The sequence below is a fragment of the Sphingopyxis sp. MWB1 genome (genome assembly GCF_000763945.1).
GTDB lineage: Bacteria > Pseudomonadota > Alphaproteobacteria > Sphingomonadales > Sphingomonadaceae > Sphingopyxis.
Window position 1 is genome coordinate 693,102 of record NZ_JQFJ01000002.1, and the last position, 21,600, is coordinate 714,701.

At 61.5% G+C, this 21,600-nt stretch carries 18 protein-coding genes and 1 tRNA gene; 8 read left to right on the top strand and 11 right to left on the bottom strand.

The genetic code is table 11. The annotated features are described in order from the left end of the window. Nucleotides 1-70 precede the first annotated feature (70 nt). Nucleotides 71-2,188 carry a TonB-dependent receptor gene (locus tag JV18_RS0104185; RefSeq protein WP_033073526.1) on the bottom strand — a complete coding sequence of 706 codons (2,118 nt, stop codon included), beginning with the start codon at nt 2,186-2,188 and terminating at the stop codon, nt 71-73. 502 nt (nt 2,189-2,690) lie between these two features. Here JV18_RS0104185 and JV18_RS0104190 point away from each other — a divergent pair. The 4 genes from JV18_RS0104190 to JV18_RS0104205 all read left to right on the top strand — a co-directional run bounded on the left by JV18_RS0104190 (nt 2,691) and on the right by JV18_RS0104205 (nt 7,809). Further along, complete coding sequence (locus tag JV18_RS0104190) at nt 2,691-3,941, top strand: MFS transporter (RefSeq protein WP_081944676.1); 1,251 nt, start codon at nt 2,691-2,693, stop codon at nt 3,939-3,941. Between the two features lie 114 nt (nt 3,942-4,055). Further along, the gene (locus tag JV18_RS0104195; protein WP_200879067.1) at nt 4,056-5,726 is read left to right on the top strand and encodes a thiamine pyrophosphate-binding protein; all 1,671 of its coding nucleotides are present in this window, start codon (nt 4,056-4,058) and stop codon (nt 5,724-5,726) included. After that, the gene (argE, locus tag JV18_RS0104200; protein ID WP_052071728.1) at nt 5,726-6,955 is read left to right on the top strand and encodes an acetylornithine deacetylase; all 1,230 of its coding nucleotides are present in this window, start codon (nt 5,726-5,728) and stop codon (nt 6,953-6,955) included. The genes JV18_RS0104195 and argE overlap by 1 nt, the downstream gene beginning before the upstream one ends. 35 nt (nt 6,956-6,990) lie before the next feature. Beyond that, entirely contained in the window at nt 6,991-7,809 is an 819-nt protein-coding gene (locus JV18_RS0104205) for an IclR family transcriptional regulator (RefSeq protein WP_160174161.1), read from the top strand. A 53-nt stretch (nt 7,810-7,862) separates the two neighbouring features. Here the strand turns inward: JV18_RS0104205 and JV18_RS0104210 are convergent, their stop codons facing one another. Genes JV18_RS0104210 through ectA form a run of 7 tightly spaced genes read right to left on the bottom strand, consistent with a single transcriptional unit; the run spans nt 7,863 to nt 15,160 of the window. Continuing rightward, nucleotides 7,863-9,206 (bottom strand): MFS transporter, encoded by a 1,344-nt coding sequence (locus tag JV18_RS0104210; protein ID WP_033073529.1) that lies wholly within the window; start codon nt 9,204-9,206, stop codon nt 7,863-7,865. Nucleotides 9,207-9,224: 18 nt separating this feature from the next. Continuing rightward, the gene (locus JV18_RS0104215) at nt 9,225-10,481 is read right to left on the bottom strand and encodes an MFS transporter (RefSeq protein WP_033073530.1); all 1,257 of its coding nucleotides are present in this window, start codon (nt 10,479-10,481) and stop codon (nt 9,225-9,227) included. A 21-nt stretch (nt 10,482-10,502) separates the two neighbouring features. Beyond that, nucleotides 10,503-11,948 carry an aspartate kinase gene (locus tag JV18_RS0104220; protein ID WP_033073531.1) on the bottom strand — a complete coding sequence of 482 codons (1,446 nt, stop codon included), beginning with the start codon at nt 11,946-11,948 and terminating at the stop codon, nt 10,503-10,505. Continuing rightward, nucleotides 11,945-12,865, bottom strand: coding sequence for an ectoine hydroxylase (thpD, locus tag JV18_RS0104225; RefSeq protein WP_033073532.1), 921 nt, complete (start codon nt 12,863-12,865; stop codon nt 11,945-11,947). The genes JV18_RS0104220 and thpD overlap by 4 nt, the downstream gene beginning before the upstream one ends. 30 nt (nt 12,866-12,895) lie before the next feature. Then, nucleotides 12,896-13,309 carry an ectoine synthase gene (locus JV18_RS0104230; RefSeq protein ID WP_033073533.1) on the bottom strand — a complete coding sequence of 138 codons (414 nt, stop codon included), beginning with the start codon at nt 13,307-13,309 and terminating at the stop codon, nt 12,896-12,898. 20 nt (nt 13,310-13,329) lie between these two features. Next, nucleotides 13,330-14,637, bottom strand: a complete 1,308-nt coding sequence (gene ectB, locus JV18_RS0104235) for a diaminobutyrate--2-oxoglutarate transaminase (protein ID WP_033073534.1) — start codon at nt 14,635-14,637, stop codon at nt 13,330-13,332. Nucleotides 14,638-14,683: 46 nt separating this feature from the next. Beyond that, a complete protein-coding gene (ectA, locus tag JV18_RS0104240) occupies nt 14,684-15,160 on the bottom strand; it encodes a diaminobutyrate acetyltransferase (RefSeq protein ID WP_081944814.1) in 477 nt (158 codons plus the stop codon). A 269-nt stretch (nt 15,161-15,429) separates the two neighbouring features. On the opposite strand from ectA, the gene JV18_RS0104245 reads away from it, so the two are divergent. After that, a complete protein-coding gene (locus JV18_RS0104245) occupies nt 15,430-15,936 on the top strand; it encodes a MarR family winged helix-turn-helix transcriptional regulator (protein ID WP_033073535.1) in 507 nt (168 codons plus the stop codon). A gap of 29 nt (nt 15,937-15,965) precedes the next feature. On the opposite strand, the gene JV18_RS0104250 is transcribed toward JV18_RS0104245, so the two are convergent. After that, nucleotides 15,966-16,433, bottom strand: coding sequence for an Lrp/AsnC family transcriptional regulator (locus JV18_RS0104250; RefSeq protein ID WP_033073536.1), 468 nt, complete (start codon nt 16,431-16,433; stop codon nt 15,966-15,968). Nucleotides 16,434-16,560: 127 nt separating this feature from the next. On the opposite strand from JV18_RS0104250, the gene JV18_RS0104255 reads away from it, so the two are divergent. Beyond that, nucleotides 16,561-17,613, top strand: a complete 1,053-nt coding sequence (locus tag JV18_RS0104255; protein ID WP_033073537.1) for a Leu/Phe/Val dehydrogenase — start codon at nt 16,561-16,563, stop codon at nt 17,611-17,613. Nucleotides 17,614-17,706: 93 nt separating this feature from the next. On the opposite strand, the gene tig is transcribed toward JV18_RS0104255, so the two are convergent. Both tig and JV18_RS0104265 read right to left on the bottom strand, forming a co-directional pair. Beyond that, nucleotides 17,707-19,251, bottom strand: coding sequence for a trigger factor (gene tig, locus JV18_RS0104260; RefSeq protein ID WP_033073538.1), 1,545 nt, complete (start codon nt 19,249-19,251; stop codon nt 17,707-17,709). An 84-nt stretch (nt 19,252-19,335) separates the two neighbouring features. Next, nucleotides 19,336-19,420, bottom strand: a tRNA-Leu gene (locus JV18_RS0104265). A gap of 169 nt (nt 19,421-19,589) precedes the next feature. Here JV18_RS0104265 and JV18_RS0104270 point away from each other — a divergent pair. After that, nucleotides 19,590-19,799 (top strand): hypothetical protein, encoded by a 210-nt coding sequence (locus JV18_RS0104270; protein ID WP_033073539.1) that lies wholly within the window; start codon nt 19,590-19,592, stop codon nt 19,797-19,799. Between the two features lie 91 nt (nt 19,800-19,890). Beyond that, on the top strand, nt 19,891-21,594 hold the full coding sequence (locus JV18_RS0104275) for an amidohydrolase (RefSeq protein ID WP_052071729.1): 1,704 nt from the start codon (nt 19,891-19,893) through the stop codon (nt 21,592-21,594). Nucleotides 21,595-21,600: the final 6 nt, after the last annotated feature.

Here is a 21,600-nt window from a genome sequence, read left to right on the forward strand (position 1 = left end):
CCGCCTATCCCGGGGGATAAGCGGGCCGATTTTCGCGGGGTCATTTTATGGGGAAATGCCCCGCGAGCTTCTAGAAGTTATAGCGCAGGTTCATGCCGAACTCGCGCGGGCGACCGACGTCCATCTGGCGCATTCCGATCGTTTTAGGCGTCGCGAAATCGATGCCGCCGATGAAATACTCTTTGTCAGCAAGGTTGGTGGCAAAGGCCGCGATGCTCCATCGGTCGTCGGGCGCATTATACTGAATGCGCGCGGTCAGCAGGCCATAGGGGTCGAGGATGACGGTGTTACCGTCGCTCGATGTCGTGCCTTGGCTCGACCGGTAGTTATAGTCCATGTTCGCGACGATTTCACCGGCGCCCACCGGCTGGCGGAGCTGGGCGCCGACTGTATAGTTCCACTTCGGCGCACGCAGCACACGACTGTCCGTGGTCAGGCCCTGCGCCGACCCGATGCTCTTATACTGGGCATCGAGATACCCGAGTGTCCCCTGGAGCCTTAGCCAGTCGGCCACGGCCAGCGTCGATTCCAGCTCAAAGCCTTTGAACACCGATTTGCCCACATTCTGGATGTAGGTGATGTTCTGCGACGCATCGAAGGCACTGAGCTGCTGGTCGCGATATTTGCTGTAAAAGCCCGTTAGGTTGAACCGCAGAATATCGAGCGGGTCCGACCGGAGGCCGATTTCATAGGTATCGACCGTTTCAGGGTCATAGGCCAGGAAGGGCTGGATGCGGCCGCGATAGCTTTGCCCCGTACCCGGTTCGGTCGAGAGAAGATTTTCGTTGAAGCCGCCGCTGCGGAAGCCGCGGGCCCATGACGCATAGGTCATGACATCGGGCGTCCACTGATATTCGACGCTGATGCGCGGCGAGAAATTATCCCAGCTCTGCTTGTCGCGGCCTTCCAAAATCCCGTTGGGATAGGGGGTGCCATCCGGCCGCGGGGTCAGATTGCGCGCCCGGCCCGACTTCGTATCCTTGCTGTAACGCATTCCCAATGTCGTCGAAAGTTTGTCCGTCAGTTTGTAGGTGCCTTGGAAAAAGGCCGCATAGCTGTCGACCTTGTGATTATCGATCAACAGCCGGGGATGCGGAAACTGGGAATCAAAAGTCGTCGATTGCATCCGCTGATCGCTGGGCGTTTCCTGCATATAATAAAGGCCGCTAACCAACTTCAGCCGATCGTCGAACAAGGCGCCCGACAATTGCAACTCCTGCGAGAACTGCTCGATCTTGCGATCATAGGAAATGTCATAGAGGGGGATGGGCGTGCCGTCCCAATCAGAATCGATCAGCACATTTGCATTGAGGTAAGCCGTTACCGACTTCAATGATATGGTATCGGAAAGATCTACATTGACGACCCCGGACAGGCCATAACCGTCATAATCATAGCCCGTGTTCGTACCCCCATAGAGGGTGTAATGATCGGGGCTGAGATAGGTATCGTCATAGGTGATGCCGAGCTTCGTCTGCGTGGTGCGCGAGAAGAGCGCATCAGGGCTGATCTTGTCGATGATGAACGCCCGCCCCCGGGTTTTGGTGCGGATCTTGTTGGCTTCCAGGTCGATCGTGACGTTCTCGCCCGCCAGAAAGCGCATTTCCAGTCGGCCAACGCGCGTATTTTCGTCGCCATCGCGCTTGTCGTCGATGACATGTTTGACGAAGCCGTCGCGCTGCAAAGCCCCTAAGGTCGCCTTGGCGAAGACATTGTCACTCAGCGGAACATTGACAACGGCCTTCAGGTCGAGGCGGTCGAAACTGCCCACTGTGGCATCGACATAGCCACCGAAATCTGGCCCTGGCTTGCGCGAAATATAGCGGATAGCGCCGCCAATAGTATTCTTGCCATATAGGGTGCCCTGCGGGCCACGCAGCACCTCGATGCGCTCTACGTCGACGATGTTGATCAACGTATTGTCGCTGCGGCTATAGAAAACATCGTCAATATAGAGGCCGACGGCCTGATCAAAGGTGATGCCCGACCGGTCCTGGCCGAAGCCGCGGATGAAGAAGCCGCCATTCTGGGCGCCAGTGGTCGATTGGCTGCCAACGAGAACATTCGGCGCGATACTGCCGACGTCGAGCAGGCTGGACACATTTTTCGCTTGAAGGTCGGATTCGCCGAGCGCGGTAATCGCAAGCGGAGTTGTCTGAAGCCGCTCCTCCTGTCGCCGCGCCGTCACGACGATATCAGCTATCGCATGACGATCCGCGCTGTTAGCCGTATCCGATGCAGCCGTCGCTTGCGCTTGGGCTTGTACCGGAGCTACTAAAGCAGCGCTCGCCAATAACCCGGCTGTAAGCTGGCGCCCCACAGATATGCTGTCGCTTTTGTAAAACATGCAATCCTCCCTCACCTGTCTCGCATTTTGCGTTTTTGTCTCGCATAGCGCGATACATGTGAGCAGAAGAACCGAAAACAGACCAAGGGGCGGAGTTGCACTAGGCGATACTCCTTCGCAATGGCAACGCGAGCGAATTTGTGTTTCTTAATGCCAAGCGCCGACGCCTGGCTTCCTAAACGCCCGGGAACGCTTGTCTGCGACTAGGACGCCCAGTAAACCCCCTCATGTCGTCTCGTATGGCGATACTCAATTTCGATTGACGCGACAAATCTCCTGCTCCATTCTTCTAAAATCCAAGGATGAGCGACCATAGTCGCCGTACACTTGAGGAGGGGAGCGAATGACCAGTTTAACCGCGACGGACGACCACCGCCATGCAAAGTGGAATGTCGCTTGCGCCTTTATCATTTTCTTTGCGGTGCTGGGCATTCCGGCCATTATGATACCCGTATTATACGGGCCAATCATTGACGAAACGGGCTGGTCTCGCGGTGACGTCGCCTTATTAAGTTCCCTGAAATTCGGCGCGGGCGCTATCGCCGCATATCTCACTGGCCCGTTGGTAGAGCGCTACGGGGTGCGCCCCGTCACTATCATATGCTCCATTTTATCGGGAATCGCGCTGCTAATGATGGTCGGTGTGGACAGCCTTTGGACCCTCTACGCCGTTGGCATCTTTCTGGGCATCAGCGCCCTGGGGGTCGCAACCGCCATGAAAATCCTCGTGTCGCAATGGTTTTCGCGTAACCAGGGGCTCGCGATCGGCATAGCGCTGATGGGCATCAGCGTCGCTGGGGTTATTGTGCCTTATATCACCACGCTGCTTTCCCAGGCCTATGGCTGGCGCATGGCATGCGCCATTATGAGCCTTGGCATATGGGGCATTGCCCTTCCGCTCTTTATCATGCGCGCCCGTGAACGCAGCACGGAACAAGCGACCGCTGCGGTACAACAACTGGCGCTGGATCATCCCGACGCCCCAGGTTTTGCCGACATTCGCTTCACGCGCTTTTTCATCACTGCGGCGATCATCAACGTGCTGATCGGCATGGTCGACCATGGCATGTCGACCCATCTTATCATCTATCTCGACCGCGATGTTCAATTGGGCGCCGGAGTGGCCGCGCTCGGCTTTTCGGCGGTGATGGTAATGAGCAATATCGGCAAAGCCGGTTATGGCTGGCTGTTCGACCGCTTCTCGGTTCGCGGCGTCGCCTTTTGCTGGTTCGTCGTCGCGGCCGGGGTCGCGCTGACCTTCCCCATCGCCGGGACCGCGACGATGCTTCTTTTCGCATTCATATATGGCCCCACCCAGGGCGGCATGATGATCAACGTGCCCATTCTGGCGAAACATGTGTTCGGTCCGCGCGCCATGGCGCGCGCGATCGCGGTGCTGACCACCTTTTTCATGGCGGGCAGCGCGATCGGCCCCGCGCTGGCAGGATATCTGTATGACGCCACCGGGTCCTATCACCTGCCCTTTGCGATCTTCATCGTGTCGGCGCTGGTGGCGGGCGTGCTAGCGCTGACTATCCGCCCCGCCTTTCGGCCGATGCCCGAAGAAGGCGGAAAACTAGCCCCCGCGAACTGAGTTTCCGACAGCAGAAGCCGATTCCGACAAAGAATCCGCTTGCGCTTTGGATCGAAATTCGCAACAAAGTCTCGTATTACGTTACAAACTATGCAATCGACAGAAAGGGGCGGCATGGCCACCGTAGTGAAGATGGAAGCAAGCGATTCGAACCGGGCGACCCGCATGACGGGCGGCGACGCACTCGTCGCGGGCCTGCACCGTTGGGGCGTCGACACGGTCTTCGGGGTTCCGGGCGTCCAGCTCGACGAATTTTTCGATGGCCTGTCGCGCGGCGGCGGCGACATCCGCCTGTACCACACGCGCCATGAACAGGGCGCCGCCTATATGGCGCTGGGCTATGCCATGGTCACGGGCAAGCCCGGCGTGTGCGCGGTCGTCCCCGGTCCCGGCGTGCTGAACGCTGGCGCCGCGCTGTCGACCGCCTATGCCTGCAACGCCCGCGTCCTGTGCCTGACGAGTACGGTGCAAAGCGCGCTGATCGACCGCCGTTATGGCGCGCTGCACGAGATCAACGACCAGACGGGCCTGCTGCGCAACCTGTCGAAGTGGAGCGCGCGCGCCACCTGTGCCAGCGAGATCCCCGCGCTGCTCGACGAAGCGTTCTGCCAGCTGATGTCGGGCCGTCCGCAGCCCGTATCGCTGGAAGTGCCGCCCGACATTCTGGCGCAGACCGCGATGATCGCTTACCCCGACGCGCTGCCGTGGCTGGCCAACCCGATCCTCGACCCCGAACAGATCGCCCGTGCCGCCGCGCTGTGCGCCGATGCGAAGAATCCGATGATCGTCGTGGGTTCGGGCGCGCTGGAAGCGCGCGAGGAAATCCGCGCGCTCGCCGAACTGCTGCAAGCGCCGGTGGTCAGCCGCCACATGGGCCGCGGTACGCTGCGCGCCGACGATGATTATGCGCTGCCCGCCGCCGCCGCCCTGCCCCATTGGGCAGAGGTCGACCTGGCAATCGGCATCGGCACCCGCCTGACCCAGCTTCGCGAATGGGGCATGGACGACGCGCTGAAGGTGCTGCGCATCGACCTGGACCAGGCCGAGATCACCCGCATCGCGCCGCCGACCCTGGGCATATGCGCCGACGCCGCCGAAGCGACCGCGGCGCTGAACGCCGAACTGGCATCGCGCAACGTCCAGCGCGCACCGCGCGTCGAGGAATTTCGTGCAATCAAGCAGGCGTTTCGCGACGAGGTGGAACGCGATATCCAGCCGCAGGTCGGTTATCTGGACGTCATCCGCGAAGCGATGGCCGACGATGACATCTTCGTCGATGAGATGACGCAGGTGGGCTATGCCGCGCGCTATGCGTTGCCGATCTATGAGCCACGCACCTATGTCTGCTCCAGCTATCAGGGCACGCTGGGCTATGGCTATGCCACCGCGCTGGGCGCGCAGGTCGGCGCGGGCAAGCGCCGCGTCATCTCGGTCAACGGCGACGGCGGCTTCATGTACACCATGCCCGAACTCGCGAGCGCGGTGCTGCACAAGATCCCGCTGATCGCGATCGTCTTTGCCGACGGCAATTTCGGCAATGTGCGCCGCATCCAGGCCAATAAATATGCAGGCCGCGTGATCGCTTCGCACCTGCACAACCCCGATTTCGTCGAACTGGCGCGCAATTTCGGCGCGGTCGGCATCCGTGCCGAAGGCGCCGAAGGGCTGCGCGCGGCGCTGGAAGAAGCAAAGGCCGCCGACGGTCCGGTGCTGATCGAGGTTCCAATGAATCTGGAAACCACCGCATCGCCGTGGAAGCATGTCCACGGCCGCAAGGTCCGCTGATGCACGGGGCCACCAGCCGCCGGCGCCCGTCCGACGCGACGGTAGCGATGCTGGGCCGGTTGGTGGCCTTTCCCACGGTCAGCCGCGATTCCAATCTGGAGCTGATCCATTATGTCCGCGGCTATCTGGCGGACCATGGCGTCGCGAGCCGCCTCACCCACAATAGCGAGGGCAATAAGGCCAATTTGTTCGCGACGATCGGCGCGGGCGAAGGCGGCCTGTTGTTGTCGGGGCATAGCGATGTCGTCCCGGTCGCGGGACAGGCATGGGCCAGCGATCCCTTTGTCCTGACCGAGCGCGACGGCCGCCTTTACGGGCGCGGCACCTGCGACATGAAGGGATTTATCGCGGTCGTGCTGGCGAAAGTGCCTATGCTCGCCGCGCGCGCGGGCGGCAGTCCCTTTCATATCGCGCTGTCTTTTGACGAGGAAATCGGCTGCAAGGGCGTCGGCCATCTGATCGCCGACCTTGGCGAACAGGATGTTAGCCCCGCTGGCTGTATCGTCGGCGAACCCACCGACATGAATGTCGTCGTCGGGCACAAGGACGGCACCGCCTGGCGCTGTACGGTCGAGGGGCGCGAGGTCCACAGCTCGCTGGCCCCGCACGATGTCAACGCCATCGAATATGCCGCGCGGCTAATCGTCAAGATCCGCGAAATTGCCGAGCGGCTGGAGCGCGAGGAACCGCGCCATTCGGGTTATGAAATCCCCTTTTCCACCCTGCAGACCGGGGTGATCGAGGGCGGTCAGGCGAGCAATATCGTGCCTCGCCATTGCAGCTTTCGTTTCGACGTCCGCACCCTGCCGGCAACGGAGAGCGCCAAACTGATCGCCGAGATTCGCGGCTATGCCGAGCGCGACCTGCTTCCCGCGATGCGCCGGGTCGCCCCCGACGCTGCGATCCGCATCGAACAGCTGGGGCGCGTGCCCGGCTTTGCCATCGACCCCGAAGCGCCGCTGGTCCGCCATGTCCAGCGCGCCGCGCGCAGCAATGCCGCGCCCGGCCATGTCGCCTTTGGCTCCGAAGCCGGATTGTTTCAGGAAGCCGCAATCCCCTCGGTAATCTGCGGCCCCGGGTCGATCGCACAGGCGCACCAGCCCGACGAATATGTCACGCTGGACCAACTCGCGCGCTGCGAAGCCTTTATCGACCGGTTGGCCGACACCCCCTGGCGGCGCCTGAAAGGAATGCCCCATGTCAGAACGCGCAACATATCGACTTATTAGTTGCGGAGAATGCAACGATGCTTAAAATGATGGATATGGATAGCAGGGATGTCCGCCGCCGCGCACCGCAGGCCACTTCCGCCAAGATCGAGGCGGTGGCGACCGCGTCGGCGATCATCGATTTCCTGGCCGAGAGCGAGCAGCCGGTCGGCGTCCAGCATACCGCCGCGACATTGGGCATGACCAAATCGCGCGCGTCGCGCCACCTGGCCAATCTGGAATCGCTGGGGCTGGTGATGCGCAATCCCAGCGGGCGCGGTTTCCAGCTGGGCTGGCGGGTGATGCGCTGGGGTCAGATTGCGTCGGCGCGGCTGGACTTTGCCCGCACGCTGGAAGAGTCGTTGCAGCAATTGGGTGCGCGGATCAATCGCACGGTCCTGCTGTGCGCGCCCGCGGGCGGCGACGCGATCGTTGTCAATTGCATCCCGGCGCAATCGGGGATCCGCATCGACGTCAAGATCGGGCTGGTACTGAGCCTGCCTCATTCACCGACTGCGCGCGTCTGTTACGCCTTTCAGCAGCGCGAACAGCGACAGGCGCAGCTGGCCGAACTGCAAGCGCGCGAGCCCGATTTCCGGGTGGAGAATGAGGCGCAGTTCATGCGCCAGGTCGCCGATATCCAGCGCAACTATTATTGTTGGGACCGCGACAAATATGGGCTGGGCTATGCCGCCATCGCGGCGCCGGTGTTCAACCAGAACGCCGAACTGGTCGCCGCAATCGCGATCATGCTGCCATCGTCCGAACTCGACAGCTCGCTGGGCGACCATGTCCGCGAGCTTTTGATTTCGGCAGAACGCTGTTCGCGGCTGCTGCGGTCGCGGATGAAATATCCTATTCCCCCTATGCGATGACAGCATAGAATTGCAACGCTCCGCCCACCGCGCGACCTCTACTCGCTTCCCGTTCAGGCGATCTGCGGTTCCGGGGACTTTGCGAACAAGTCGCTGCGGAGCGAACGCCCCGCGCTTTCAGGCATGAAGCGCAGCGCGATCAGGCCGACGATGCAGGCCAGCATCATATAATAGGCCGGCATCAGATAATCGCCCGTCGCGCTGATCAATGCGCTGCCAATGGCAGGAGCTGTCCCGCCGAAGATCGAGGTCGAAATATTATAGGCGATGGCAAAACCGGCAAACCGCACGCTGGTCGGGAACATCGCCGGAAAGGTCGCTGAAATCGTCGCAAGCTGCGGTACGTAAAGCAGGCCAAGCAGCATAAAACCGATCACCGCGCCCCAAAAACCGGTGCCGATCAATATATAGAGCGGCGTCACCATCACGAAGAGGCCGATCAGCGACCAGCGCCACATCGGCTTGCGTCCAATGCGGTCGGACAAGGCGCCGGCAAAGGGCAGGAAGATCATCATGAACAGCATGCCGATAATCGGCACGATCAAAGCCTCTTCATTCGAGAGGCCGATGCGCCGCTGAAGATAGGTCGGCATATAGCTGAGCAGCGTATAATTAACGACGTTGAGCGCGACGACGAGACCACCTACAACGAGCAAGGGGCGCCAATAATCGCGCATGATGGCGCCAATACCGGGGGCGGCCCGTCCTTCGGCCACGACCGATTCCTCCACGAAAATCGGCGTATCGTCCATGCGCGAACGCAGATACATGCCAATCAGCCCCATGGGTGCGGCGACTAGGAAGGGAATGCGCCATCCCCAATCGTGCATGGCCGCATCCCCCAGCAGAAGCGAAAAGCCGAGCATGAGGATGGCGCCCAGCGAAAAGCCCGCAAGCGTCCCGAATTCCAAAAAGCTGCCGAAGAAACCGCGTCGGTCATCGGGGGCATATTCGGCCATGAAGGTCGCCGCGCCGCCATATTCGCCGCCGGTCGAAAAGCCCTGAATCATGCGCAGGATGATGAGCAGCGTCGGCGCCCAGAAACCAATGCTGTCATAGGAAGGGATCAGCCCGACGCCGAGGGTTGCCCCCGCCATCATCAGGATGGTGAGCGCCAGCACCGACTTGCGTCCAATCCGGTCGCCGAGCGGCCCCCAGAACAGCCCGCCGAGCGGGCGCACCAGAAAGGAAATGGCAAAGGTCGCGAGCGCAAACAGCGTCGCTTCCTCTACGCTGCCCGGAAAAAGCGCGGCGGAAATATAGGTCACACCATAAGCGTAAATGCCATAATCGAACCATTCGGTCGCATTGCCGAGCGCAGAGGCCGCGATGGCGCGGCGCAGCGTCGCCGGGTCTGTTTGCGAGGCCCCCGCAGGGGTGGCAGTGGTCGATGTCATGGCATTTCCATCCTATGGTTATGTTGTTGGGGGCGGCGCCTCGGGCGCCTCCTCTTCGGGTCCGGCGGGGTCGAGCAAGGCGGCCACCGGCGTGGTACGCGGGAGTATCTGGAAATCCTGCTGGCCTTCGACGGGAACCGCATCGCTGGCCGCCAGACGCCACAGGCCAAAGGCAAACATGGCGGCGGCGCACAGGGCGATGAAGAAGAAGAGCCCGCCCGGCCCGGTGAAGGTCATGGCGGCTGCGGCGCCCAGAGGCCCCAGCGCGGCCCCGGCCGAATAGAGAAGGACAAGCTGCCCGCTCGCCGTCACCCGCTCCGACGCTTCCAACCGGTCATTCGCATGGGCAACGCTCAGCGGATATAGCGCAAAGCTCAATCCCCCGAACAGGAAACCGAGGATCAGTAACAGCCACGGCTGTGCAGGCTGAAAGGCCATTGCAAGCGTCACCGCCCCGGTAATACCGAAACCGCCCACGAGGACGCGCCGCCGGTCATAAAGGTCGGACAAATGACCCAGCGGCCATTGCAGCGCGACGCCCCCCAGAATAACGATCATCATGAAATTGGCGGTATCGCCCAGCGACAGCCCGGTCCGCCGCGCATAAATGGCGGCGAGGCCGTAAAAGGCCCCCAGCAGCAAACCGGTGATCCCCGCCCCCACGACCCCCAGCGGCGATGCTTCAAACAGGCGGCGGATGGGAAGCGATGCCGCTTCGCCCAGATGCGGCGCCGCCGCGCGCGTCAGGCAGATGGGGATGATCGCAAGCGATATGAGGATCGACGCCAGCTCGAACGGCACCGCCGGCGCCGAACCGCCCGACCGCAACAGAATCTGCCCCACCGCCTGCCCCAGATAAAGGACGACCATATAGGAAGCGAGGACGCTGCCCCGTGTTTCCGGCTCGGCGCGGTCGTTGAGCCAGCTTTCAAGGCAGACGAACACCCCCGCCACACAAATGCCGTCGATAACGCGGAGAAAACCCCAGAGCAGCGGATGCTGATAGAGCGCATAGGTCAGCGTGCTCGCCGACAAAAGGGCGACAAAGGCGGCAAAGGCGCGAATATGCCCCACTTGCCGCACGACATCGCCTGCCCGGACAGCCCCCACCACCAGCCCCGCAAAATAGGCGGTGGCGACCAGGCCGATCACAATCGTACTGCTTCCCGCCCGCTCCAGTCGCAAACCGATCAGGGTGGATAAAAAGCCACTTCCCGCCATCAGGGTGAAAATGGCGACAAGCAGGCTGCGAACGGGCTGGATGATTGCAAGCATCAGTCTAGCTAAAAGCCTGCGTCAGGCGGCGCAACGACCTTCCGCCGCGCCTTCCTCATCCTCGACCAGCGCCTTGTGAAGCGCGACGATCGCTTTTTCAAAATCCCGGCTGGGAACAATAAATTGCACGTCGACATTGCGAATCTGGTGCTGCATCGCGATCATGTCGATCCCCGCCTCTTCGAGCGCGAGCAAGGCGTCGGGGACAAGGCCGGGACGCGAAATATCGCTGCCGATCACCGACACCATCGCCACCGCTTGCGCCGAAATGGCGGCGTCGGGATATTGCTTCTGCAGATCGGCGATCACCTTCTTCACCGCATCGGCGCTCGCCGACAGATAATGGGTGATGGTGTTGGCATTCGACGATTTGCTGACAATCCAGATGCCATGCCGCGTCAGGGAATCGAGGATAGCGGCGTCATAGCCCTTTACCCCCACCATATCCTGTTCGAAAAATTGCAGCGCCTGCATCTGGCGAATGCCGGTGACAATTTCGACGCGCGGCACATCGGAGACATATTTGCCCGAAACCACCGTGCCCGGATCCTCGCGGTCGAACGTATTGCGAACCCGCAGCGGAATGTCGGTCTGGCGCAGACCGCGCCCAGCTCCCGGATGGATCGCCTCCATCCCCAGATTGGCGAGCTGGTCGGCGACGTCATAATTGGTGCGGCCGATCTTGCGCGCCTTGTCCTCGCCCACCAGCTTGGGATCGGCGCTCGACAGGTGAAATTCCTTGTGAATGATCGCCTCGCGCGCGCCAGTCAAAACGGCAATGCGCGAGAAGGTCATTTCGGTATAGCCGCGCGAGAAACGCCGGACCATCCCGCCCTGACAGCCTGCATAGCCGGTGACGATCGGCAGCGTCGTCGTCAGGTCGATATCGGCAAATGCCTCTTCGATCCGTTCATCAAGCGTCCGCAAATCATCCTGGTCCCAGGCGGTCAGATCGACCAGCAGGGCGTTGACGTCGCGGTCGCGCAGTAACAGCGCGGTGCTGTGCGCGCTATGCGCCTCGCCCAGCCCCGCCAGCAATTCGCGCGCCGTGACAAGCTGTTCCTTGACGCAAAAGCGCCCATGGCTGCGGAGCCGTGCCAGATCGTCGAGGCAGGCCGAAACGGCGTCGAGGCGTTCATCGACAAATTGATCGGCCTCCGCCCGGCTTTCCTCACGCGCGAACATGGCGGCGTTGCGGTCGCGCATGGCGCTACGCACGGCGGCCATCGCGTCGACCCAGCCCTGCGCGCCTTCGTCATCGGCGACGAAGCGGCCGTAAACGCCGGGTTCGCCGGTCTTCTTGTCCTCAAGAAGCAAGTTGGTGATCCCCGCATAGGCCGAAACGACCACGATACGGTTGTAAAGATCGGCGCCCGATCGTCCCGCAATCAGGACGTTGTCGAACAGGGTGGCGGTGGCCGCCATCGATGTGCCGCCAATCTTCTCGACGGTATGCTGACCGGTCATGCGGGCACCGCCTCTCCAAAGGCGCCATGGCGGACGGACAGCGGCTCGGGCACGCCGCGATGTCCCAGAAACCACGGGCGCGGCTTTTCAACGCCAAAGGGCTTTTGCAGGCGGTTGCTCACCGCATTATAGACCATGAAGGCATTGGCGCGCGGGAAAGGCGTTATATTGCCATTCGATCCGTGCATCAGGTTGCAATCGAACAGGATCACCGTTCCCGGCTTTCCGGTCGGCGCCACAATGCCGTGGCGATGGGCAAGCTCGGCAAGGCTGTCTTCGTCAGGCACGCCATATTCCTGTTTTTTCAGCGAGCTGAGATAATGATTGTCCGGGGTCTCGCCGATGCAGGTCAGATAACTGTGGTGCGATCCCGGTATCAGCATCAACGGGCCGTTGTGCGGCGTATTTTCAGCGAGAAGCACCGACATGGACAGGGCGCGCATTCGCGGCATTCCATCTTCGACATGCCAGGTTTCAAAATCGCTGTGCCAGTAAAATTCCTTGCCCTTGAAGCCGGGCTTATAGTTGAGACGCGATTGGTGGATATAAACCTCGTCCCCCAGCAGGAAACGGGCAACCTCGGCCAGACGGCTGTCGGACGCCAGGCGTTCCATGATATCGCTTTGCCGGTGAATCTCGAAGATTGACCGGATTTCCTTGCTTTGCGGCTCGCTGATGATCGTTTCCGGATTGAGCGCGGCCGGGTCGGACAACAGATTGCCCGCGGCACGCTGAAGGAATTTCACCTCGTCGTCCGAGAAAATATCCTCAAGCACCAGATAGCCGTCGCGTTCAAATTGCTCGGCCTGCGCCTTTGAAACCGGGGCCTCCTCGGTCCATTCGCTATAGACGACAGGATCCTGTCGCGGCAGCATCTCTGGCTCGGCCGCGTGGCGGGATGGGTAGATGTCTTGCATGGGACTTCCCCCTTTCATGTGGTGGAAAACTCAGTCGGCGGCGACGGTCTCGCGCACCGCGTCGGGATCGGCCGGATAGGCACCGCTTTCATCATGGACTTCGCGGCCCGTCACGGGCGGATTGAAGACGCAAGCGGTCAGAATGTCCGTTTCCGGCCGCACAATGTGCCGGTCATGGCCGTTGAGCGCATACATGACGCCCGGCTGAAGCTGGTGGATCTCGCCCGTCGCCAGATCCTCGATCGTGCCCTTGCCCTTCAAGATCAGCACGGCCTCCAGATGATTCTGATAATGCATCTTCAGTTCAGAGCCGGCGAAAAGCGTGGTGACATGGAAGGAAAAGCCCATGCCATCATCCTTCAGCAGCAGGCGGGCGCTGGCCCAGCCGTCCGAACGGACATTGCGGTCGGTTTTGCGGATATCGCCAAGATTGCGAACGATCATATGATTATCTCCTGTTTTTCTTATTCGGCGGCGACAGCAAAATCGCTGTCCAGCGCATCGCCGATCTTTGCCTCAAGAATATCGAGGCCATGGGACAGCACGGCATCGTCGATCACAAGCGGTGCGAGGACCTTGATCACCTCGTCATGCGCGCCGCTCGTTTCAATGATCAGCCCGGCGTCAAAGCAGGCCGCCGTGACGGCGCCGGCAAGCTCTCCGGACCCGACATTGATGCCCCGCATCATCCCGCGCCCGCGGGTTTCAAAACCATGTTCCTCCGCCAGCGCGGTCAACCGCTGTTCGAGCAGCGCGCCGCGGCGACGCACATCACCAATGAAATGATCATCGCTCCAGAAATGGCGCAGCGCCGCCGTTGCCGTGACAAAGGCGTGATTATTGCCGCGGAAGGTGCCATTATGCTCGCCCGGCGACCATTGGTCGAGCTCGGGGCGGAAAAGCGTCAGTGCAAAGGGCAGGCCCATGCCCGACAGCGATTTCGCCAGCGTGACAATGTGGGGGGTGAAGCCCATGTCTTCAAAACTGAAAAAGCCGTTGGTCCGCCCGCAGCCCGCCTGAATGTCATCGACGATCAGCAGCGCGCCATGCGCCTTGGCGATGCCGGCGATCTTGCGTAGCCATTCGGGCGACGCCGCGTTCAGTCCGCCTTCGCCCTGCACCGTTTCGACCAGAATGGCCGCCGGGGCGTCCAGCCCGCTCGACGGATCGGCGAGCCGCTGTTCGAGCAGATCGGCAGTGTCGACTTCGGGGCCATAATAGCCGTCATAGGGCTCATGGCTGACATGGCTCAGCGGAACGCCTGCGCCGCCGCGCTTGGCGGCGTTGCCGGTGCAGGCAAGCGCACCAAGCGTCATGCCGTGAAAGCCGTTGGTAAAGGCGATGATCATCTCGCGGCCCGTTACCTTGCGCGCCAGCTTGATCGCGGCCTCGACCGCATTGGTCCCGGTGGGCCCGGTGAACATCGCGCGATAATCGAGTTTGCGCGGCTTGAGGATCACGTCCTCAAATGTTTCGAGAAACGCCTCTTTCGCCTCGGTGTGGAGATCAAGGCCATGGGCGATCCCGTCGCCCGCGATATAATCGAGCAGCGCCTGCTTCAAAATCGGGTGGTTATGGCCATAGTTGAGCGTCGAGCAGCCCGACAGAAAGTCGAGGTAGCGCCCGCCCTGATTGTCGTGCATCCACACGCCTTCGGCCTTGCCGAATTGCCGCGGCATGGCGCGGGCATAGCTGCGAACCACGGATTCGCGGCGCTCATAAATGCCTCGATCGGGGATGAGGTCCGACGGTTTGGGGGTAATGGTCGTCATATGTCCCTGCTCTTCCTGCTTTGATCTTTTTGATATTGTTCAATTATCAAATGTTCAGCGGCCCGATTCGGGCCTGATATTCGGTGTCGTGCGCCCCGGCGAAATGAACTTCGCGCTCAAACAGCGCGCTGCGCTCCAGGGGCGCCTTCCAGTCGCGCGCGAGGCCATGAAACAAGGCCCAGGAGGCGGCATTATCGTCGGTCACCGTCGTGATCAGATGGGTGACCCCCGCCTGTTCGGGGCGCGCCAGCAACGCCTTGATCATGCGTCCGGCCAGCCCCTGCCCGCGCCCTTCGGCTGCGACCGCGACCTGCCAGACGAAAAATTCGTGCGGACCGGACGGAGGGCGATGCCCGGAAACCCATCCAATGATCCTGCCCTGCTTCTCTGCCACGATGCAGTGAGCGGCGAAATGCGTGCACTGGATCAGGTTACAATAAGCGGAATTGCGATCCAGCGGCGGACAGGCGGCAATCAACGCCGTAACCGCCGGACCGTCGGCTGCGACGGGGCGGCGAAATATAAGGTCCGGCGACGCGGATGATGCGTACAAATCTTTCCCTTGAGGCAATGACTCGTCGTCTTTTTGCCGATCAAATATCGTTCATCTCCTGAAACATCTGCCCTGACCACCCGGCGACGGGCGATTTGAAAGCGCGCGAAACATAAGGATTTATCACAATGATGCAACCCCGCAGCCGACAATATGTTTCACAGATCGAAATATTTATTTCATAATCTGCAGCACGAATTGTCGTTGGTCCGCGCTCAAAGCCCCGCTAAACGGGGGCCATGGATATCCAGATTGCCAATGCGACGCTGAAGGCCGTGCGGCGGATCCTGCGCGCGACCGAAGCGGGACGGCGGGGCCTCGCCGCCGCCACGGGACTGACGCCGTCGCAGCTTCTTGTCCTGCGCGAAATTCACACGCGCGCGGGCGTGACCCCCGGCGCCATCGCCCAACATCTGCAATTCAGCCATGCGACGATCACGGCCATTGTCGACCGGCTTTCCGCGCTCGGCCTGGTCACCCGTACCCGCAGCGAGCGCGACAAGCGGCAATTTCTGCTCGATGTCACCGAAGAAGGTCGCCGCCGCCTCGCCGAGGCGCCCGACATGCTGCAGGAAAGCTTCGCGACCCGCTTCACCGCCCTTCCCGCCTGGGAACAGGCGATGATCCTTGCCGGAACCGAACGGCTCGCGGCGCTTTTGGGTGCTGAAGATATAGACGCCGCCCCCCTGCTCGATACCGGCGCAATAGACCGTGCGGGGGCCGAACCGCCCACTAGTAGCGGCTGAGCGCGCAGCGAAGAGAAGTTATTCGTCCCCTATGGATAAAGGGGCAGTTCGGTGGTCGACTTTATTTCCGACAGGGCAACGGTCGAGTTGATTTCCTGAACCCCTGGCAATTTACTGAGGCAGTCGAAAAAGAAGCGTTCATAGGCATCAATGTCACGCGCCACGATGCGCAGCATGAAGTCCATACTGCCCATCAGCACATAAGCGTCGAGCACTTCCGGAAAGGATTGGATTGCCGCGCTGAATTCATCGAGATTGGCACGGCCGTGCGCATTGAGCTTTACCTGAGCAAAGACATGCGCGTTCAATCCCACTTTTCGCCGATCGACAATCGCCACCCGCTGGCGAATATAACCCTCGCGCTGCAACCGGTCGATCCGCCGCCAGCAGGGTGAAACCGACAGCCCTACTCGCTCCGAAACTTCAGCCGTGGTCAGGCTGATGTCACGTTGAAGCTCGCGAAGAATTTTTACCTCATAGGGATCAAGATCGGTCATTTTATCCTTCCTATCCAGGACAATCCGAAATTCTATTTCGATTTATTTCAGAAGCAGCGAAAAATCGAGCAAGTTTATCCCCAATCCCGGTGACATGATGCGGCCTCTGTGTTGAAGGAGATATTTAATGGTTTCACGCCCCACCCGTCTGACGCCGCCACTAGAATGTGTGCGACTATTCGATCCGGCCACCGGGCTGGACGGGGTGATTGCCATTCACTCACTCGCTCTCGGCCCCGGCGCCGGAGGATGCCGCTTCTGGGATTATCCCCATGCGGACGATCTTCTCGCGGATGCGCTCCGACTTGCAGAAGGCATGAGCTATAAAAATGCCCTGGCAGGTCTACCCTTCGGAGGCGCCAAGGCCGTGTTGCGCCGTCCCGCAGAGTCTTTCGATCGCGCGACCCTCTTCCGTGCCTTTGGCCGCGCTGTTGATGCGCTGGGTGGCAATTATGTCACCGCGGAAGACGTCGGCACCAGCGTCGCCGATATGCAGGAGGTGGCGCGCCAAACCCGCCATGTCGCCGGCCTGCCCTTTCGGGAGGGGCGCGCAGGCGGCAACCCATCGCCATGGACCGCCCGCGGTGTTTTCGAAGCGATGCGCGTTGGCGCCGAGCGTGTGTTTGAGCGCGAACTTTCGGGATTGACCGTCGCGGTACAGGGCACAGGTCAGGTCGGCACCAATCTTTGTCGCCTGCTCGCTGATGCGGGCGCACGGCTGATCATCGCTGACCCCAATCCGCTGCGCCGGGACCGACTAAAACATATTCTGGATGCGCAGCTCGTCGACTCTACGGAAATTGCTGCGGTGGAAGCCGATATCTTCGCTCCCTGCGCCTTGAGCGGCGCGCTCAACGAGGCCAGTGTCGCGGCCATGAAAGCACGGCTGGTGTGCGGAGCGGCCAATAATCAACTCGCTGTCCCCGCCATCGCCGACAGGCTGATGGCGCGCGGAATTACCTATATTCCTGATTATGTCGCCAATGCGGGCGGGATCATCAGCGTGGCCGCAGAATATCTGGCCGAGAAGCCGGATCATGTTGCCGGGCGGGTCGACGCCATCGCCCCACGCGTCGCCGCGCTGCTAGATCGCGCTGCGCTCGAAGGCCGGTCTCCCGCGCTGGTCGCCGATGAAATGGCCGAAGAGGTGATCGCCGGGGTAGGACGCCGCGCTGCTTGACGCCCCTTCCCTTTCGCGGGAAAGGCGCTGACATATAAAAGGCCGGGCGGATAATCTCCACCCGGCCTTTTCTTTGGCTTTTTAACAACCGCCCTATTCTTTTGAAGTAGCAGTCTTCTTAGCCGGTGCCTTTTTGGCGGCAGGCTTGTCGCCATCGGCCTTTTTCTCGTCAGCCTTGGCCGCGGCCTTCTTGGCCGGAGCCTTTTTCGCGGGCGCTTCAGCCTTGTCGGCCTTGCTGTCCGCAGCATCGGCCTTTTTGGCAGTAGCCTTTTTAGCGGGTGCCTTCTTCGGCGACTGTTCGCCTTCATCTTCATCGGCTTCGATGGCGGCTTCCAGTTCTTCGCGGGTTACTTCGCGGTCGCTGATTTCAGCCTTTTCGAAGAGGAAGTCGACGACCTTGTCCTCATAAAGCGGCGCGCGCAGCTGAGCTGCGGCGAGCGCGTCCTGCTGGACATATTCGACGAAGCGCTGGCGGTCTTCGGGGCGATATTGCTGCGCCGCCTGCATGACGAGGCGCTGCATTTCCTGCGGGCTGACCTGAACGCCATGCGCCTGACCGATTTCGGACAGCAGCAGGCCGAGGCGCACGCGGCGGACGGCTATGGCGTGATATTCTTCGCGGTCTCTTTCGAGTTCGGCCTTGGCGGCTTCGGGGTCTTCCTCATGGCTCGCTTCATGTTCGAGCTGCTGCCAGATCTGGTTGAATTCGGCCTCGACCATCGTCGGCGGCACGTCGAAATCATGATTGGCGGCGAGCTGGTCGAGCAGCTTGCGCTTCATATAGGTGCGCGTCAGGCCGTTGAGTTCCTGTTCGACCTGATCCTTCATCAGCTCCTTGAGCTTTTCGAGGCTTTCGAGGCCGAGCGATTTGGCGAATTCATCGTCGATCTTGGTTTCAGCGGGCACCTTCACCTGCTTCACTGTGACGGCAAATTCGGCGTCCTTGCCCTTCAGCGTCTCGACCTGATAATCGGCGGGGAAGGTCACCTTCACCGTCTTTTCATCGCCGGTCTTCACGCCGACGAGCTGATCCTCGAAACCGGGGATAAGCTGGCCCGAACCGATTTCGACGGCCATATCCTCGCCCGTGCCACCATCGAAGGCGACGCCATCGACGCTGCCCGCAAAGTCGATGATCACCTGATCACCCGTCGCGGCCTTTTTCGTCTTGGGCGCGTCTTCAAAGCGCTTCATCTGCGCGGCAAATTCTTCGATCTTTGCCATCACCGCCTTGTCGTCGGCGGGAACGGTCAGCCGTTCGAGCGTCAGCCCGTCGATCGACGGTGCTTCAATATCGGGCAGCACTTCGAGCGCGACCTTGATTTCGGCATCCTTGCCGCGCTCATAGCCATCGGCGAGCGTCACGGCAGGCTGCAGCGCGGGGCGCAGCTTGTGTTCGGCCATCAGATCCTTGACGCCCTGGTCGATCGCCTTGTTCAGCGCATCGGCCGACAGCGCTTCGCCATGCATTTTGCGGACGAGGTTCGGCGGAACCTTTCCGGGGCGGAAACCGGGCATACGCACCTGCGGCGCCACGGCTTTGACCTCTTCATCGACGCGCGCATCAATATCCTGGGCGGTAATGGTCAGGCTATATTCGCGTTTCAGGCCTTCGTTCAGCGTTTCGACGGTCTTCATTGCCTTGTCTTGTCCTTACTCAAAATCTCGTACACCGACCCGGGCCATGTGGCGCGGTTCTTCTTTCCCGGCCTGCGTGAGGGATGGTGCGGGCGAAGGGACTCGAACCCCCACATCTTGCGATACTGGTACCTAAAACCAGCGCGTCTACCAATTCCGCCACGCCCGCAGGAGCTGTTTCGGCCGGGTGCACGGGTGCCATGCGCGGTGCCGCGCACGCCCGTGCGGGCCGCGCGGGGCTATAGCAGACGCGCGGCCAAGGGCAAGGGCGGAAAACCACGGATATGGCGAGCGGAACATGCGCCCCCGCTGGTTCGTTGCTGAACCAAGGAGACAGGATGATGACGAACCCCGACCCCATGCCCCGCCCCAAACCCGATACCATCGACCCGCAATCGCCCCCCGAAACGCCCGTGCAGCCAACCCCGCTGGAAGACCCCGCGGGCCAGCCCGAGGAAATTCCCGGCGCCCCCGGCGGCGGCGATATCGACGAGCCGGGACGCGGCCCCGATGAATTGCCGCCGATGGAGCTGCAAAACCCGCGTTGAGAAGGCCCTTGGGAGCCTCCCCGCAAATTGGTTTCATAAGAAGACTTGACGCTGCTTCCCGCCCTCCCCCAAGGGAGAGGCGGGAGATTTTATGCAGATCATTCAAGCGCTATGCCGCAGCTTTTTGGGGCTTTCGGTCCTGTTTTCGGCCCCTGCCCTCGCCAGCGAAGCCCCGCCAACGCTTTATCGGGGGGGCACCATCATCACCATGGACGGCCCCGCGCCGCAATTGGTCGAGGCAGTAGCGACCCGCGGTGACCAGATTTTGTTTGCCGGCGATGAAGCGGAGGCGCGCAAAGCCGCTGGCACGGACGCGCAGGTCCGCGATCTGGCGGGTGCGACGATGCTGCCCGGATTTATCGACGCCCATTCGCATTTTTCCGTCGCGATGCAGATGGCGGGCGGGTTGGACCTTGGTGACAAGAGCCTGCCCCCGCTGAACAATATTGCCGATTTGCAGAAAGCCATCGGGGATTTCATCGCTCGCCGCGCGATTCCGGCGGGAGAGTGGGTGATCATATGGCAATATAATGAGGAAGCCCTGTCCGAGCGGCGGCACATCACCCGCGCCGAACTGGATGCGGTGTCGCCCGACCATAGAATCGTGCTGCTCCATATCTCGCTGCATGGACTGGTTGCGAACAGCGCGGCGCTCGCTGCCGCGGGAATCGACGATGCGAGCCAGCCGCCGCCCGGCGGATTGATGCTGCGCGATGCGGCGGGCAAGCTGAACGGCGTGCTGCTCGAGAAAGCCATGTATCCCCTGTGGGCGGCCTTGCCGCAAGCGACGGCGGAGCAGAAGCTTGCCGCGCTGGGGGCGGCGGAGCAGCGCTATTTTGCCGAAGGCTATACCCATGCCCAGGATGGCGCGACCCAGCCGGCCGATGTCGCCTTTTTCACCAGCCCCGCCGCGCGCGAGGCGCTGAAGATCGACTTGGCGCTGCTGCCCGCCTTTACCGGGCTGGGCAAGCTGCTGGAGCGGCCCGAGCTGCGCTTTGGCGTCTATGACGGGCATGTGAAGCTGCAAGGGATCAAGTTCATGCTCGACGGCAGCCCGCAGGCGCGCACCGCCTATTTCACCCATGATTATGCGCGGGGCAGTCCGGATGGCGCGCATCCCTGGCACGGCCAGCCGATCATCCGTCAGGAAGAGTTTGAAGCTCTGGCGCGCAAGGTGCACACACGCGGCTGGCAGATGTTCGTCCACGCCAATGGCGATGCCGCCATCGATATGGCGATCAAGGGCTTTGATGCGCTGGGGATCAAGGCGGCGGACGACCGGCGGCCCATCGTCATCCATTCGCAATTCCAGCGCCCCGACCAGCTTGCCGACTATAAGCGCATCGGCGTTGGCCCCGCCTATTTTTCCAACCACACATGGTTTTGGGGCGATGTCCACCGCACCAATTTCCCCGATGAAGTGGTCAATTTCATCAGCCCGCTACGCTCGGCGCGCGCCGCCGGGCTGACTCCGTCGAACCATAGCGATTTCAGCGTGACGCCGCTCGACACGCGGCTGATGCTGTGGACGTCGATGGCGCGCCAGTCGCAATCGGGCCATGTGCTGGGCGCGGCGGAACGGCTCGATGCCTATGCCGCCCTGCAGGCGCTGACTACCGGCCCCGCGTGGCAGATTTTCGAGGAGGATCGCAAAGGGCGAATCAAGGCGGGCCTGCGCGCCGATTTCGTCATTCTCGACCAAAATCCGCTGACAACGCCGGTCGAGGCGATCCGCGATATCAAGGTGCTGGAAACGGTGAAGGACGGGCGGAGCGTGTGGAAGGCGGGGGGCTGACGCGGC

Coding starts and splice junctions, on each gene's coding strand:
- JV18_RS0104270 (WP_033073539.1), top strand. CDS start 19,590: ATGATGACGAACCCCGACCCCATGCCCCGCCCCAAACCCGATACCATC.
- JV18_RS0104275 (WP_052071729.1), top strand. CDS start 19,891: ATGCAGATCATTCAAGCGCTATGCCGCAGCTTTTTGGGGCTTTCGGTC.
- argE (WP_052071728.1), top strand. CDS start 5,726: ATGCACGGGGCCACCAGCCGCCGGCGCCCGTCCGACGCGACGGTAGCG.
- JV18_RS0104245 (WP_033073535.1), top strand. CDS start 15,430: ATGGATATCCAGATTGCCAATGCGACGCTGAAGGCCGTGCGGCGGATC.
- JV18_RS0104215 (WP_033073530.1), bottom strand. CDS start 10,481: ATGCTTGCAATCATCCAGCCCGTTCGCAGCCTGCTTGTCGCCATTTTC.
- JV18_RS0104190 (WP_081944676.1), top strand. CDS start 2,691: ATGACCAGTTTAACCGCGACGGACGACCACCGCCATGCAAAGTGGAAT.
- JV18_RS0104250 (WP_033073536.1), bottom strand. CDS start 16,433: ATGACCGATCTTGATCCCTATGAGGTAAAAATTCTTCGCGAGCTTCAA.
- JV18_RS0104220 (WP_033073531.1), bottom strand. CDS start 11,948: ATGACCGGTCAGCATACCGTCGAGAAGATTGGCGGCACATCGATGGCG.
- JV18_RS0104210 (WP_033073529.1), bottom strand. CDS start 9,206: ATGACATCGACCACTGCCACCCCTGCGGGGGCCTCGCAAACAGACCCG.
- JV18_RS0104195 (WP_200879067.1), top strand. CDS start 4,056: ATGGCCACCGTAGTGAAGATGGAAGCAAGCGATTCGAACCGGGCGACC.
- tig (WP_033073538.1), bottom strand. CDS start 19,251: ATGAAGACCGTCGAAACGCTGAACGAAGGCCTGAAACGCGAATATAGC.
- JV18_RS0104205 (WP_160174161.1), top strand. CDS start 6,991: ATGGATAGCAGGGATGTCCGCCGCCGCGCACCGCAGGCCACTTCCGCC.
- thpD (WP_033073532.1), bottom strand. CDS start 12,865: ATGCAAGACATCTACCCATCCCGCCACGCGGCCGAGCCAGAGATGCTG.
- ectB (WP_033073534.1), bottom strand. CDS start 14,637: ATGACGACCATTACCCCCAAACCGTCGGACCTCATCCCCGATCGAGGC.
- JV18_RS0104230 (WP_033073533.1), bottom strand. CDS start 13,309: ATGATCGTTCGCAATCTTGGCGATATCCGCAAAACCGACCGCAATGTC.
- JV18_RS0104255 (WP_033073537.1), top strand. CDS start 16,561: ATGGTTTCACGCCCCACCCGTCTGACGCCGCCACTAGAATGTGTGCGA.